Source organism: Vibrio sp. Y51_MX_L26, assembly GCF_024181935.1.
Classification (GTDB): domain Bacteria; phylum Pseudomonadota; class Gammaproteobacteria; order Enterobacterales; family Vibrionaceae; genus Vibrio; species Vibrio diabolicus.
The window spans coordinates 491,628-506,397 of record NZ_JAMZAS010000003.1 but is presented as its reverse complement, the minus strand read 5'-3'; the positions used below and the strand labels follow the sequence as shown (position 1 = coordinate 506,397).

General features: G+C 45.0%; 17 protein-coding genes. 5 read left to right on the top strand and 12 right to left on the bottom strand.

Annotation, left to right across the window (positions count from 1 at the left end; all coding sequences use genetic code 11):
• Positions 1–91: 91 nt before the first annotated feature.
• Positions 92–532, bottom strand: a complete 441-nt coding sequence (locus NL645_RS10985) for a YcgN family cysteine cluster protein (RefSeq protein WP_005384948.1) — start codon at positions 530–532, stop codon at positions 92–94.
• A gap of 188 nt (positions 533–720) precedes the next feature.
• Between NL645_RS10985 and NL645_RS10980 the strand changes: the two genes are divergently transcribed.
• Together NL645_RS10980 and NL645_RS10975 are read left to right on the top strand one after the other, a co-directional pair.
• Entirely contained in the window at positions 721–969 is a 249-nt protein-coding gene (locus tag NL645_RS10980) for a GlsB/YeaQ/YmgE family stress response membrane protein (RefSeq protein ID WP_005397239.1), read from the top strand.
• 137 nt (positions 970–1,106) lie between these two features.
• Positions 1,107–1,355, top strand: a complete 249-nt coding sequence (locus NL645_RS10975; RefSeq protein ID WP_025574470.1) for a YkgJ family cysteine cluster protein — start codon at positions 1,107–1,109, stop codon at positions 1,353–1,355.
• 18 nt (positions 1,356–1,373) lie between these two features.
• On the opposite strand, the gene NL645_RS10970 is transcribed toward NL645_RS10975, so the two are convergent.
• The 3 genes from NL645_RS10970 to NL645_RS10960 are packed head-to-tail and all read right to left on the bottom strand — an operon-like array spanning position 1,374 to position 3,735.
• Entirely contained in the window at positions 1,374–2,033 is a 660-nt protein-coding gene (locus NL645_RS10970; protein WP_171058476.1) for a transcriptional regulator, read from the bottom strand.
• A 28-nt stretch (positions 2,034–2,061) separates the two neighbouring features.
• Complete coding sequence (locus NL645_RS10965; protein WP_253651698.1) at positions 2,062–3,339, bottom strand: serine dehydratase subunit alpha family protein; 1,278 nt, start codon at positions 3,337–3,339, stop codon at positions 2,062–2,064.
• 15 nt (positions 3,340–3,354) lie between these two features.
• Complete coding sequence (locus NL645_RS10960) at positions 3,355–3,735, bottom strand: RidA family protein (protein ID WP_054868011.1); 381 nt, start codon at positions 3,733–3,735, stop codon at positions 3,355–3,357.
• 317 nt (positions 3,736–4,052) lie between these two features.
• On the opposite strand from NL645_RS10960, the gene NL645_RS10955 reads away from it, so the two are divergent.
• Both NL645_RS10955 and aqpZ read left to right on the top strand, forming a co-directional pair.
• A complete protein-coding gene (locus tag NL645_RS10955) occupies positions 4,053–5,312 on the top strand; it encodes an amino acid permease (RefSeq protein WP_172605980.1) in 1,260 nt (419 codons plus the stop codon).
• A gap of 206 nt (positions 5,313–5,518) precedes the next feature.
• Entirely contained in the window at positions 5,519–6,217 is a 699-nt protein-coding gene (gene aqpZ, locus NL645_RS10950; protein ID WP_053808790.1) for an aquaporin Z, read from the top strand.
• 51 nt (positions 6,218–6,268) lie between these two features.
• On the opposite strand, the gene recR is transcribed toward aqpZ, so the two are convergent.
• From recR to NL645_RS10920, 7 genes are all read right to left on the bottom strand, one after another.
• Positions 6,269–6,868, bottom strand: coding sequence for a recombination mediator RecR (recR, locus tag NL645_RS10945; RefSeq protein WP_031780610.1), 600 nt, complete (start codon positions 6,866–6,868; stop codon positions 6,269–6,271).
• Positions 6,869–6,898: 30 nt separating this feature from the next.
• Positions 6,899–7,228 (bottom strand): YbaB/EbfC family nucleoid-associated protein, encoded by a 330-nt coding sequence (locus NL645_RS10940; protein WP_005380618.1) that lies wholly within the window; start codon positions 7,226–7,228, stop codon positions 6,899–6,901.
• A gap of 82 nt (positions 7,229–7,310) precedes the next feature.
• Entirely contained in the window at positions 7,311–9,416 is a 2,106-nt protein-coding gene (gene dnaX, locus NL645_RS10935) for a DNA polymerase III subunit gamma/tau (protein WP_005397216.1), read from the bottom strand.
• 8 nt (positions 9,417–9,424) lie between these two features.
• The gene (gene apt, locus NL645_RS10930) at positions 9,425–9,970 is read right to left on the bottom strand and encodes an adenine phosphoribosyltransferase (RefSeq protein WP_005380615.1); all 546 of its coding nucleotides are present in this window, start codon (positions 9,968–9,970) and stop codon (positions 9,425–9,427) included.
• Between the two features lie 162 nt (positions 9,971–10,132).
• Complete coding sequence (locus tag NL645_RS10925) at positions 10,133–10,519, bottom strand: YbaN family protein (protein WP_301606465.1); 387 nt, start codon at positions 10,517–10,519, stop codon at positions 10,133–10,135.
• 33 nt (positions 10,520–10,552) lie between these two features.
• A complete protein-coding gene (locus tag NL645_RS23100) occupies positions 10,553–10,684 on the bottom strand; it encodes a hypothetical protein (protein WP_005380608.1) in 132 nt (43 codons plus the stop codon).
• A gap of 225 nt (positions 10,685–10,909) precedes the next feature.
• The gene (locus tag NL645_RS10920; RefSeq protein WP_005397213.1) at positions 10,910–12,016 is read right to left on the bottom strand and encodes a response regulator; all 1,107 of its coding nucleotides are present in this window, start codon (positions 12,014–12,016) and stop codon (positions 10,910–10,912) included.
• 288 nt (positions 12,017–12,304) lie between these two features.
• Between NL645_RS10920 and NL645_RS10915 the strand changes: the two genes are divergently transcribed.
• Positions 12,305–13,180, top strand: coding sequence for a LysR family transcriptional regulator (locus NL645_RS10915; RefSeq protein WP_005397211.1), 876 nt, complete (start codon positions 12,305–12,307; stop codon positions 13,178–13,180).
• 66 nt (positions 13,181–13,246) lie between these two features.
• Here NL645_RS10915 and purF read toward each other — a convergent pair whose 3' ends face one another.
• Positions 13,247–14,761, bottom strand: coding sequence for an amidophosphoribosyltransferase (gene purF, locus NL645_RS10910; RefSeq protein ID WP_005397209.1), 1,515 nt, complete (start codon positions 14,759–14,761; stop codon positions 13,247–13,249).
• Positions 14,762–14,770: the final 9 nt, after the last annotated feature.

The following is a 14,770-nucleotide window of genomic DNA, read 5'->3' as shown; positions in this document are numbered from 1 at the left end:
GAGCAGCATTTCGTTAGTTGGGCGTCAAAGTTGAGAAACCCAATAACAAACAAGCCTTTCATTATTAGATGAAAGGCTTGTGTAAATTTAACTACGGGCGATTGGGGTGATTCAGAATATGGTCTTCCCAATCCACCACATCAATCTCGTATACCACTTTATTGCGGACACTTTCGCCCGCCGCGTGCATCGCAGATTTCGAGCCAGTAATCAACGGATGCCATTCTGGTAAAGGCTGCTTTTCAGCCAACAGGCGGTAAGCGCACGTATGCGGCAGCCAAGTAAAATCGTCGATGTCTTCGCGCGTCAGCTTGGTGCACTCTTCACCCGAAGTAAAACGATTTGGGTAATCCTTACAAGAACACGTTTTGCTATTTAACCAGCTACAGGCCACATTGGTGTAATAGATTTCGTCGGTATCTTCGTCCATTAGCTTATGCAGGCAACATTTACCACAACCATCACAGAGAGATTCCCATTCCTCTTCTGTCATCTGCTCTAACGATTTACTTTGCCAAAATGGAGTGCTCATACTTCAGGTCTCACCAAGGGAATTTAGGGGGCGATTTATACCCCTCTCGACGCAAAAGTTCAAGTTTTGAGAAGATCTCGAATCATTCACACATAACAGTAGAGATATTCAACTACTTTCGCTTTACTGTTCTATCCTTAAACAAGTTTCCATTACTCAATTGATCAAGAAGGCATTAAGGAGTTTTCATGGGTATTATTTCTTGGATTATTTTGGGCTTAATCGCCGGTGCACTCGCAAAATGGCTCATGCCAGGAAAAGATGGGGGTGGCTGGATTGCGACAATGCTACTCGGTATTGCTGGGGCGTTTGTCGGCGGCTTTCTTGGCGGTATTCTGGGTTTCGGCGGGGCAACTGGCGTAAATATCGGTAGCATCATTACCGCAACGCTGGGCGCATTTATTCTGCTGTTTGTATATAACCGTTTCTTAAGATAATCACGATGATTTAAAAACAAAAAAGTTAAAAGGGAGCGTGGCATTGAACACTCCCTTTTATTTTTTCTTTTTCCTGCTCTTCCAATCCACGTCAAAATGACCATAATTGCCTCCTCAATTTTTAAGAGGTTTACATTATGGATTGTCGATTAGGATGCGGAGCTTGCTGTATTGCGCCAAGTATCTCTTCACCGATACCTGGAATGCCCAAGGGCAAACCAGCAGGTGTTCGTTGCGTGCAACTCAACGATGATAATTTGTGTAAGCTGTTTGGTAAGCCTGAGCGCCCTAACGTTTGTCACGATTTTAAACCGTGTCCGGTTGTGTGTGGCAAAACCAACCAAGAAGCGCTCGACAACATCACTGAGCTAGAGCAACTTACTTAATCTATTCAGAGCCCCCGATTAGTCGTTACCAAGCTCTCGTAAGTACAAGTAGATGGTATCGCGCGAGATGCCAAGATGGTTTGCAACCATTAAAACAGCATCTTTGTATTTAAAAATGCCTAAGCCGTGCAGTCGCGTCACCAGTTCACGGTTACGTTTAGAAGGCGCAATGGCTTCATTTTCCCACACTTCTGTTTGCACGGTTTCTATCGTGCTGATGATGGTTTCATCGATATTACGCGCAAACGTTTCTGGTGAGCGAGCACCACCAACACAACACTCGGTGTGTTGCTTAGGCAGCATTGCCTTTAAAAACGCCTGCATCGGTGCATCCATATCCACGTTGATACACAGCAAACCAATCGGTTTGTTTTTTGGATTTCTGACAATTGTCGTAATGGAGTGCAAGGTCTTTCCGTTCGACGTTTTCGTCAGGTACGAATCAGAAACGTCCTTGCCCTCTCTTAACTTCATTCTCGCTAAGTTGGTAATTGGGGCACCTTCACTGCGTTCCGTCACGTGCCCATTTGCGATTTTGATGATTTCCGGCGCTTCGGCATCTAAGCTGTGGAGAACCACTTCAGTGTGTTCACCATACATACGTGCAATGCCATCCACGACGTTTTTCATAGAGTTCAAAATATCGAGATCACTCTTGGTGAGTTTCTTTAGTAGCAATGTTACTTCCCTTAGCAAAAACTGGAGGTTAGGCCGACATAATATCGATAATAGATTTGTCAGTATACGGCATACCGAAACGAACCATTGAGCCAACATTTCTTATCGTTTGCTCAACTTCTTCGCCTACTATACCTTGATTCTTAACACTGTGGTTACCCATCGCCATCAAATATGAGCGCACCGCCGTTGTCGACGAAGTACACACTTTCATCGCACAAGAGGACTTCACACCATCGCACACCATGCCTGAACTATCGCTGATGACGTTTTGAATGGCGTAGCATGATTGCTCGAATGTACCACCAGCTAAATATACCAGCGCCATAGATGCCGCCGCACTGGTTACAGTGTTGCCACAAAATGCAGATAACGGTGGGTAATAAGATTTGATGTAAATAGCCCCTAAATGGCTCATGATCAACGCGCGAGCCAACTGTTCTTCGTCGTTTTGGAATACTTCTGCCGCAACTACAACTGGCATTGTAGCGGCAATACCTTGGTTCCCACTGCCGAAATTGCTCATGGCTGGCAACGTCGCCCCTCCCATGCGAGCATCAGACGCCGCGGATGTCATCACCTGTATGCGACTCATTAAGTCATTGCCTAATAAGCCTTGCTCGATGTTGCCTTTTAGCGTGCGTCCAATTTCTAGGCCGTAACCTCGGTCGATACCCTCTTGAGCCAACAAGGTATTAAGCTCTGCAGCTTGGAGAATGAACTTGATCTCTTCAAAAGGCGCTTGAGTGGCAAACTCATAGATTTGTTTGATCGAAATATCCACACCTTCACAAACGGAAGCGGTCGCAACGCGTTGCTGTGATGGGGCATCAAAAATCACGTCGCCATTACGCATGATCTGAAGAATGTTGGTGTGACCGCCACTGATCGTGACCGAAACAACATCGTCACCAGAGGTGAGCGTTACGCTGCAATAAATGAATTCTTGCGTATCCACGCGCGCTACAGTTACTCGCTCTTCATCTATCAATTGTTGCGCAGCAGCGACATCCTGCTCATTAATCCGAGCCAACACTTCCAGTTCTGCTGTTGGGTCACCGGCTAATGCACCAACCGAGGCGGCAATTTTGAGGCCTATCTTGCCCGTTCCGGGTACGAAAACACCCATCGAATTTTTAAATAGGTTGTCTGAAACACGCACCTCTATCGCATCAATATCGGATGTGCCTAACTCTTTTCTAGCAACTGCTGCCGCGTACGCAGCAGCAATGGGTTCTGTACATCCTAATGCAGGTTTCACAACTTGCTTAATGATTTGGATATATTGTGTCCATTGCTGGCTCATGCTCTGTTCTCCGTATTACTTTTTATGAGCAATCGCTTCGACTTCAATTAACACGCCAAGAGGCAAATCTTTCACTGCGAAGCAACTGCGTGCCGGACAATCTTGTTGGAAAAACTCTGCGTAGACCTTGTTAAACTCGGCAAAGTCATTAATATTCGATAGGTAACACGTTGTTTTTAAAACAGTATCGATACTGCCACCACCAGCCTCTAAAACGTACTTCAAGTTAGTAAGAGATTGATGACTTTGTGCACTGATGCCGCCTTCAACGACTTTTCCTGTTGCCTTATCAACGGGTAATTGGCCAGAAGTAAAAATCAAATCACCATAGCTAGTGCCATGTGAATAAGGTCCGATAGCAGCAGGCGCGTGTTCAGATGAAATCAATTTTTTCATTTTTAAATCCTCACATAAATTTTATTTTTTATTAAGAAGTTTCTAATTTAACTTCCGTATTAGCGTTATTTTTTCAATTAAATATGAATCAAACAACTAGATCAGATCACAAAATTCGTTAAAAACTCCAATTTATTTGAACTCATTCGCCAGAATCTCAAATTTATCTGAGTTTTCCACAAAAAAATTGGTGATATACATTTTCTCAATTAAATTTGAGAAAAATTCATACTAACAAGAGAAACAATAAAATGAGCGTGACAGCACCTACACAAACCTTACCTATCGGTAAAGAGCCACCGCACGTAAAAGCAGGCATGGCCCTAGATGAGTGGAAAGCCGCGACCAAGTTTGATAGCACAGACTGGGGATGGGTGATCATGAGTATCGGCATGGCAATCGGTGCCGGTATTGTCTTTTTACCAGTAAAAGTAGGCGTATTGGGCCTTTGGGTATTCTTGGCCTCTGCCGTGATCGGCTACCCAGCAATGTACTTATTCCAACGCCTTTTCATCAACACTCTCTCAAGTTCACCAAAGTGCCAAGATTACGCTGGCGTCATTTCCGGCTACCTTGGTAACAAATGGGGGGCGTTATTAGGTGTGCTCTACTTCATCATGTTGGTGATTTGGGTCTTTGTTTACTCAACAGCTATCAACAATGACTCGGCATCTTTCCTACATAGTTTTGGCATCACGGAAGGTTTATTGTCTGAAAACCCGCTATATGGTCTGGCTTTAGTGTGCGCGCTGGTCGCTATTGCATCTCGTGGTGAAAAGATTTTGTTTAAGGTCAGTACTGGTCTTGTACTGATTAAACTTTGTACCGTTGCATTACTTGGCGTCATGATGATCGAAAAATGGGATGTAGCGAATGTCGGTGCAATTCCAGAAACAGGCGCTGGTTTGAAAGATGCAATTGAGCTACTGCCGTTTACTCTAACGTCTATTCTCTTCATTCAAAGCTTGAGCCCAATGGTGATCTCGTACCGCTCAAAAGAAAAATCGATTGAGGTTGCTCGCTTTAAAGCCATGCGCGCAATGAAAATTGCTTTCGGTATCTTGTTTGTGACCGTCTTCTTCTACGCGATTTCCTTTACACTTGCGATGTCACATGAACAAGCGGTTAAAGCAGCAGAAGAGAACATCTCTGCTCTTGCGATGGTTGCGCAAGGTATGGACGGCACGACGCTAAAACTAATGAGTTTGATGCTGAATATTTTCTCAGTAATGACTGCGTTTTTTGGTGTGTACTTGGGTTTCCGCGATTCTTGCCAAGGTCTAGCGATGCTGGCTCTAAAAAAGGTCATGCCTGAAGATAAGATCAATAAAGACTTAGTCACCAAGGGAATCATTCTCTTTGCGATTCTCATGGCGTGGGGTGCAATTGTATTGAATCTACCAGTTCTGAGCTTCACATCAGTATGTAGCCCTATCTTTGGTTTGATTGGCTGTTTGATTCCAGCTTACCTTGTCTATCAAGTGCCTTCTTTACACAAATACAAAGGCGCGTCGCTTTACTTGATTATTGCGACTGGTATTTTGTTGTGCGTATCACCTTTCGTCGCATTTAGCTAAAACCTACTTTGCCTTGGCTGTTACTCAGGTAGTGATGGCCAAGGCAAACTTAAAATTCAACCTCTCCTCTCCTTGCTTTTCTCTCATCCTTGAGAACTCTTGCCACATACCGTCCTATTTGCAGTCTTTACGAGACCTCCCTCACACTTAATTGACAATTCTCGACTATGTTCAGCGGGTCATTTAAGTAGAAATTAGGAAATAACATGAACAAGTATTTAGCAGAGGCTTTTGGTACGTTCTGGCTAGTATTAGGCGGTTGCGGTAGCGCAGTGTTGGCTGCAGGTTTCCCAGACGTGGGTATTGGTCTGCTGGGCGTTGCTCTGGCCTTTGGTTTAACCGTTTTAACCATGGCATTTGCAATCGGTCATATTTCAGGTTGTCACTTGAACCCGGCAGTGACGGTTGGTCTTTGGGCTGGCGGTCGTTTTGAGACAAAAGACGTTGCGCCTTACATCATCGCACAAGTGCTCGGCGGGCTGATCGCTGGTGGCATTCTTTATGTCATCGCGACAGGACAAGCTGGATTCGATGTTGTGGGTTCTGGCTTTGCCGCCAATGGTTATGGTGAACACTCGCCGGGTCAGTACTCCATGCTTGCTGCGCTAGTTTCTGAAGTTGTAATGACGATGATGTTCCTTATCGTAATCATGGGGGCGACAGACAAACGTGCACCTCAAGGTTTTGCACCTATTGCGATTGGTTTGTGTCTGACTCTTATTCACCTGATCAGCATTCCTGTCACAAATACCTCAGTAAACCCGGCTCGTAGTACAGCAGTCGCAATGTATGTGGGTGACTGGGCAGTTTCTCAATTATGGCTGTTCTGGGTTGCGCCTATTTTGGGTGGTGTACTTGGTGCAGTCATCTACAAAAACCTTCTTGGTAAAGAATCGAACGATTAATCGTTCCCAACTCACAAGATCAAAAAAGCCGCTGAATTCAGCGGCTTTTTATTAAATTCTGTGTCGACCTAACAGCGAGTGTGACAACGTCGTGCCATCGACAAGCTCAAGTTCTCCACCGACAGGCACACCATGCGCGATGCGGCTGGCATCAACTTGGTGTTCTTTACATAGCTCTGCGATGTAATGTGCAGTGGCTTCGCCTTCAACCGTCGGGTTTGTTGCCAAAATCACTTCGGCTATATCACCGCGACGTAAGCGGTAATCAAGCACATCCAGTCCAATATCACTTGGACCAATACCGTCTAGTGGTGACAAATGTCCCATAAGAACAAAGTATCGACCAGAATACTGGCCCGTTGCTTCGACTGCAGCAATGTCTGCCGGGCTTTCTACCACACAAATTTGACCATTTTCTTGGCGTTTTGGGTTAGTACAAATATGACAGACTTCTTCTTCGGTGAAGGTTCGACACTCAGTACAATGACCGATTTCTGTCATTGCCTGGCTAAGCGCATCTGCAAGTTGCAAACCGCCTTTTCTATCGCGCTGTAACAAATGAAAGGCCATACGCTGCGCCGACTTGGGGCCAACCCCAGGTAGACAACGTAAGGCCTCCATCAATTGCTCCAGCATATGACTGGTACGCATTAAAAGTCCGCTTAATTAAATATCAGCAGATTAGAATGGCATTTTCATACCTGGTGGTAGTTGCATACCGCCAGTTACAGAAGCCATTTTCTCTTTTTGAGTTTCTTCAACACGACGAGCCGCATCGTTGAACGCCGCAGCGATCAAATCTTCAAGCATTTCTTTGTCGTCTTCCATCAAACTTTCATCGATGTCAACACGACGTACGCTGTGACTACCAGTGATAGTAACTTTAACTAGGCCAGCACCAGACTCGCCAGTTACTTCCATATTCGCGATTTCTTCTTGAAGCTTTTGCATGCGATCTTGCATTTGCTGGGCTTGCTTCATTAGGTTGCCCATACCGCCTTTACCAAACATGTTTATCTCTCTGGTTTAATGAGGTGTTGCATCAATTAATGGGGTTATACCTTTGGGTTTTCAACCCCATTCCATTCGATTATTAGATAGGGCGCACACTATCTTTATCAAGCTCTGCAGCAAAACGACGTTCAATAAATTGAACATTTGGATCGTTTTCTAAACTATTCAGAGCTTGCTGTAATTTCTCTTGATAGAGCCTATCTCTAAGTTCAAGTGGTGTTTCTCCACTCTCCCCTATTTCGATGCTCATGTGGCACTCTTCACCTAACACGGTATTAAGTGCTTTAAGCAATTCGGCTTGAGCTCTATCAGTATTCAAATGAGCTTGGCTGCTTCTCAATAGTAACGAAACGGTTGTTCCTTCCTTACTATAATGAGAGTTTAGCGCAAGTTGCTCTACCAGCTTAGGGATCTCCATTAAGCTGATTAGCTTCGCCCATTCATTATGTTCTAACGATTCATCGATGAGCTTTTGTGCCATTTCAGGCGTTTTCTCATGCTCAAGTGCCTGCTTGAGCTGCGTAGGTGTCAGTTTTGTATTCACTTTTGTCTCAACAGGCTTGCTTGGACGCCAGCGATACGCTTCCTCAACTTGTGGCTCCGTCGACTTCGGAGCTGAGTTTGGCGACACCTGCGCGGAATTGCCATGCAATTGCGCTACTCGGTCGATAACCGATTCTGGTTGTGCAGATGCCGCTTTAGGCTTTTTTGAGCCACCATTTTGAGGAGTGTTCTGTTGTAGGCCTTGACGCTGAGAACGTAATTGGTGACGTAAACCGCTTAGACCACCGCGCGCCGGTGTTGAAACGCTCTCTTGCACTTGTTGAGGTGGCGTTTCATGCTGCGGCGCTGGGTTTTCGCTCATCGGCGGCGCCATATCATACTGTGGCGGAACCGTTTCATATCCACTCGCGTGATACTCAGGTTGTGAATTAGATGAAGGTTGAGGCGCCACTTGTGGTGTGCTTTGCGCTGGACTCGGCTGCTGAGTTCGAGGAGCAGCTACTGTCTGAGCTGGTGCAGTCTTTGGTTGACTGGCACTTTGAACTGGGGCTGAAGCTGGTTCGCAGTTACTAGAAACAATATTTGCCCCACTGTTATTTGATGGGCGGAACGCCATCATACGCAGCACAATCATTTCCAGACCGACTCTCCCGTTTGGCGAGAGAGTCAAATCTTCACGACCTTTCAATGCAATTTGGTAGTAAAGCTGAACGTCTTGCGGGCTTAGTGCTTTACTCAACAACTCGATTTTTTCTGCATCTGGCTGCGCTCGGTCTAGCGACGCTGGCAGCGCTTGATACATCGCAATTCGATGAAGCTGTGTTGCGACTTGCTGCAACAAACCATCCCACTCAACACCATTTGCTGCTAATTGCTGGATTTTATCCATGGCTTGTTGAGGTTGCTTGCTGCTGATTGACTCCAGCAAGTGAATCGCTTGGTCGGTATCAATCGTCCCCAACATGTGGCTGACAATATCGGTTTGCACCGCACCGTTACCTAAAGCAATTGCTTGATCGGTCAAGCTGAGAGCATCACGCATACTGCCATCTGCAGCATGTGAAATCATACCCAGTGCTTTTGGTTCTGCCGATACTTGCTCTTGACCCAAAATGTAGTCAAGTTGCTGATGAATATCATCAACGCTGATCGGTTTGAGATGGAACTGTAGACAACGCGACAATATAGTAACAGGCAGCTTTTGTGGATCGGTTGTCGCGAGTAAGAACTTCACATACTCTGGCGGCTCTTCCAGGGTTTTCAACAACGCATTGAAAGAGTGACGCGATAGCATGTGTACCTCATCGATGAGGTACACTTTAAACCGTCCACGAGCAGGTTTGTATTGAACGTTGTCTAACAGTTCGCGAGTGTCTTCAACTTTAGTACGTGATGCCGCGTCGATTTCAAGAAGATCGACAAAGCGACCTTCATCAATTTCACGACAAGTATCGCACTTACCACAAGGTGTCGCGGTAATACCGGTTTCGCAGTTCAAGCCTTTGGCAAACAACCTACCGATACTCGTTTTACCCACACCACGAGTCCCGCTGAACAGATAAGCATGGTGTAAACGGTTTTGCGCCAGTGCGTTTTCCAACGCCGTCAGGACATGTTTTTGTCCGACAACTTGGTCAAACTGATTAGGACGCCATTTTCGCGCTAAAGCTAAATAACTCATTGAATGTATTAATGTCCTTCAAAATCGCAAATGCTGTATACGTTTAGACCTAGTGCTTCTAAACGTTTATCACCACCGATTTCTGGTAGGTTGATAACGAACGCAGCGTGCTCAACTTCACCACCCAGTTGGCGAATCAGCTTAGTCGTCGCTTCAATAGTGCCGCCCGTTGCCAATAAATCGTCGACAACCAGTACTTTGTCGCCTTCAACGATGGCATCTGTATGGATTTCTAGTGTATCAACGCCGTATTCAAGCTCATAAGATTGAGCAACAGTAGGACGTGGTAGCTTGCCTGGTTTACGTACTGGTACAAAACCAACACCTAGCTCAAGCGCTAAAGGCGCACCAAATAAAAAGCCACGAGCTTCCGTACCCACAACCTTGGTAAAGCCCATATCTTTGTAACGTTCAACAAGAAGGTTGATCGTCGCTTGGTATGCTTTTGCGTCTTCAAGAAGGCTCGTTACATCACGAAATAGAATGCCTGGCTTTGGGTAGTCTTGGATGCTTTTGATGCTAGATTTGATCAGTGAAATTGTTTCTGTAGTCATAATACCGATTTACTTAGATTGGCTCATCGCCCTCTCTAATCGCAGTATCACGAGGGCAACGAACAATAGGTTTTCACCACTATGTGCTTATTTTCGTAAGAGTCACAGGCGCTGAAAATACAAACGCCCACTCGAAGAGCGGGCACACTATTCTCTACAATCTTAGTGATTTTCTTCTCTGTCAGCAACCAACTCAATCACAGGCAGACGTATAAACCAGCCGAGTAAAACGATTAGCATCACTAAAAGACCAATTTTTACCCAAACAAGGGGAACAACGACGATTGAAACAATGAAACTAAGTGCAATAAAAATGGCGCCACGCTGCTTTACTTTTGAAGTAACAGCCCGGTGCTTATGCCAATTATCGAGAATCGGCCCAAACGTTTTGTGGTTATGTAGCCAATGATGAAATGCGGGGCTACCACGCATAAAACATGCACTAGCAAGTAGAATGAAAGGAGTGGTGGGTAAAAGCGGAAGGGCTATGCCGGCAATGCCGAGCACAATACAGAGTCCACCAACGGTATTGAAAAAGTAACGCTTAATACGAATGGTGAACTCCGGTACAAAATAGCTAGATTAAAAGCCTGCGTAACCATTCATTACACGAAGCCAGGTTAGCGTTGCAGGTAGTGTTGGAATTAAAAGTACTGCAATGAAACCTAAAAAGTAAAAAATATTATAAGGCTCTTTAAAATCTTTGTCTGCCATGATGTATCTTCTCACTAGTTGACTTTGCTTCTCCCAAGGCACAGCGTTAAATTATCGTTGCACAAATGGGTCATTATTGTTTTAGGCGTTGACTATACCTTAAACAGCCAAATCTAAACACCAGCAAAAAGTAAGGTTATTGTTCGAGCATTTGTTGTTTTTTTGTGGTTCTAAAAAGACAATAAGCAGCGCCAAGACGCTGCTTATTGTGTTATGAAGTCAGAATTATACCAGTCGTGATTTCCGGGCAATATTTAAGCTAAAACTTGAAGAACCTAAACAACCGATGGATAACTGACCAGCAACACCTAGCGGTAAATCTCGGGTTATGAAGTTTTTCATACTTCCTGCCCCTAAACAGTTACCTGCCGCGATATGTTGATTAGTATTTCCGTCAGACCAATGACTATCTAAACCCGCAGGCAGGATAGAAACGGAGGACGAAGCCAGATCAGCGACACCAAATACAGCATTAACCGCACCAGCGCACTCTGAACACTCGATTCCTTTTTCAATGATCCCTACCATATCCTTCAGATCAGCACTGAAACTCTTCAAATTACGCAGGTAATCGTCAAACAAAGCCCTAACAAGCAATGTCGTCGCGACACCATCATTACTCTGGGAAGCAGAGTCAACGAGATAGAACGCAAATTGCCCATTCATTAACCAACGATAATCGAACACCAGTGGCATAACGTCCGTCGATTGCAATAAACGGTATGAGCAGCGCCAATCACCTTGAGAAGCATCTTTCTCTGGCAATAGAGCATGCAGTAAATCTCTTGCAGCACTCGGGTTCTGCTGCAAATACTCTAGATGCCAGTGAAGCTCTTGCTCATCTGGGATTTCGCCACCATCATCGACTCGGAACCACTGACTTGAAAAGTCACGCTGTTCTGAGAAGTGGCTATCGGTATCTTCGAGCGTATTGTCTATCGCCTGAGATAGGTGCTCATAATTACCTATCGGTTTAGGAAGAAAATCTTTAATACCAAATCGCAACGCTTTCGCGACATCGGACATTTCATCCGTGCCGGATACCACGATAAGCGGCAAGTATGGATATTCAAGACTGACTTCTTCGACGAATTCAATGCCATCTAATACCGGCATCGATAAATCACACAAGATAAGATCGGGTTGGCATTCCCTGAGTTGTTGAAGCGCCTCTAGGCCGTTTTCAGCTTCTACTACTTTAAAACCCTGACTTTCTAAATAAGCATTGGTTACTTTACGAAATATTGGATCATCATCTACCAACATAATTAGTTTTTGATTAACCACTTCCTGTGCCGAGACCATTGCCGTTTGACTGTGAGTCTTAAACATACCTTTACACCTCACAAAGCTAAGTCAAAAAACAGATTTATTACTAAGTCATTATTTTTGTTGTGTTTACATCCGGCGAAACGTTGCGCAGCAAGACTTGAGGCCGTTCCGCCTTGTTATAAAACGTAGCTTGAAAACGGCGTTTATACAAATATTACGGGGTATAACAGTATTTACTCAAACAGGGTTGCTGTGTTCAAATGATGCAACATGTTGACTTAAAGCAAGCTTTGATCACAAAGTTAATTATAAATTAGCCGTAATCGGTAATTTAATGTGTCTGGAAATATGAAATTAGATGACTTAAACCTGTTTCGACTGGTTGTCGAAAATGGGAGCTACACCGCAACTTCGCGAAAAACCATGATCCCGGTTGCGACCATCACCCGACGCATTCAAGCGCTAGAAGACTCTGTCAATCTTCGACTGTTGAACCGTCACGCTCGCAAACTCTCGCTTACAGAAGCCGGGGAACGTTTTTACCATGAGTGCTCTCCTTTGCTACAAAGGCTAACCACGGCAGCAGAGGAAATCACTGACGACTGCCGAGGAGCATCAGGCAAGATTAAGATATCGGCGCCTTATAACTTAACTAAGCGCATGATGATGCCGATGTTCAACAGCTTTATGAAGCAGTATCCGGACATCAATATCGAACTAACGACAGAAAATAATGCAGACAAGCTTGACCCGACTGAATGGGATGTCATTTTTCGAGTGGGGCCCCAACGTGATTCTAGCCTAATCGCACGTAAGATTGGCGAAGTGAAGGATATTCTTGTCGCAAGTCCTGACTACCTTGCCTCGAATCCGGCACCAAACCACGCAGAAGAGCTCTCTAACCATTCATTGCTAAAAGGCTACCCTCTGATCAAGTGGACCTTAATTAATAGCAAAGGCGAGTCTGTCGTAAACGTTGATCGTGGTCGCTTTCAGGCGAATGCATTAAATGTAGTACGTAGTGCTTGTTCCGAAGGTTTAGGCATCACGCTAATGCCAGATGTCATGATCAAAGAATACATCGAAAGCGGCGATTTGGTACGCATACTGCCAGATTGGAGTGCAAACCCGCGCGACATTTATATGCTTTACAACCACAAAGATCACCTGCCAGAGAAAGTTCGTCTCTTTATCGACTTTGTGATCGCTTATAACATCCACTAATTCGATAGCGAATACAAAAAACCAGAGCCGAAGCTCTGGTTTTTTTACGCCTCAAGAAAACGCCTATTATGCGCCTTCGTTATGCAGCTCTAGGTTTGCTAAATCCTGTTGGATTTCAAGTTGTGTTTTCGCATCATCGTTACGAAGACCATCTAAGAAGTCTAGGTATTGTTGGTCGATATCACCCGTTACGTATTCGCCGTTAAACACGGATGTATCGAACTGAGTAATATCTTGGTTTCCAAGACCGACTGCCTCAACCAAGTCTTCTAGACGTTGATAAATCAATGCATCAGCACCAATCTGCTTACAAATTGTATCGTTGTCACGGCCATGAGCAATAAGCTCGGTAGCACTTGGCATATCAATGCCGTACACGTTCGGGAATCGAACTTCTGGTGCTGCTGATACCATGTACACTTTCTTCGCACCAGAATCACGTGCCATTTCGATGATTTGTTCTGACGTAGTACCACGAACGATAGAGTCATCCACCAGCAACACATTCTTATCTTTGAACTCCGAACGAATTGCATTCAACTTGCGACGTACAGATTTCTTACGTTGTTGCTGACCAGGCATGATAAACGTACGTCCCACGTAACGGTTTTTCACGAAGCCTTGGCGGTAAGGGATATCGATCGCTTGAGCGATTTGAAGTGCGATATCACATGAAGTTTCAGGGATAGGAATAACGACATCAATATCAAGATTTGCGTAGTCTTCACGAATACGTTCGCCTAACTTTTTACCCATTTCAACGCGAGCACTGTATACCGAAATTTTATCGATGAACGAGTCTGGACGAGCAAAATACACGAACTCGAAAATACAAGGGTTCAGCTTAGGATTGTCTGCACACTGCTTCGTGTACAGTTCACCGTCAAACGTTGCGTAGATCGCCTCACCAGGTGCAACATCACGAACAAAATCAAAACCGACGGCATCCAATGCTACCGACTCAGACGCAACCATGTACTCCGCTCTGCCATTAACTTCACGCTTACCTAAACATAGAGGGCGAATACCGTGTGGGTCACGAAACGCAATCATACCATGACCGATAATCATGGCAGTCACAGCGTAAGCACCACGAATTGTGCGATGCACATTGGTGACTGCGCGGAATACGTCTTCTGTCGTGACATTTCCTTTTACTGAGTCAATTTCGTGCGCCAGTACATTTAGTAATACTTCGGAGTCTGAAGTGGTATTGATATGACGGCGATCTTTTTCAAACAGCTTTTGACGAACTTCGTTAGCGTTGGTCAAGTTGCCATTGTGGGCAAGTGTAATACCGAAAGGAGAGTTTACGTAGAAAGGTTGAGCTTCTGAAGCGCTTGAACTGCCTGCTGTTGGGTAACGAACATGACCAATTCCGACCTCGCCTTGCAGGCGCTGCATATGTCTTGCTTCAAATACATCCTTGACTAAACCGTTCGCCTTGCGCAGACGAAAACGATTGCTTTCTATGGTACAAATACCAGCGGCATCTTGGCCACGATGCTGTAACACCGTTAACGCGTCATAAATAGACTGGTTTACAGGCGTTGTGCCCACGATTCCAACAATACCACACATGTCCTAATC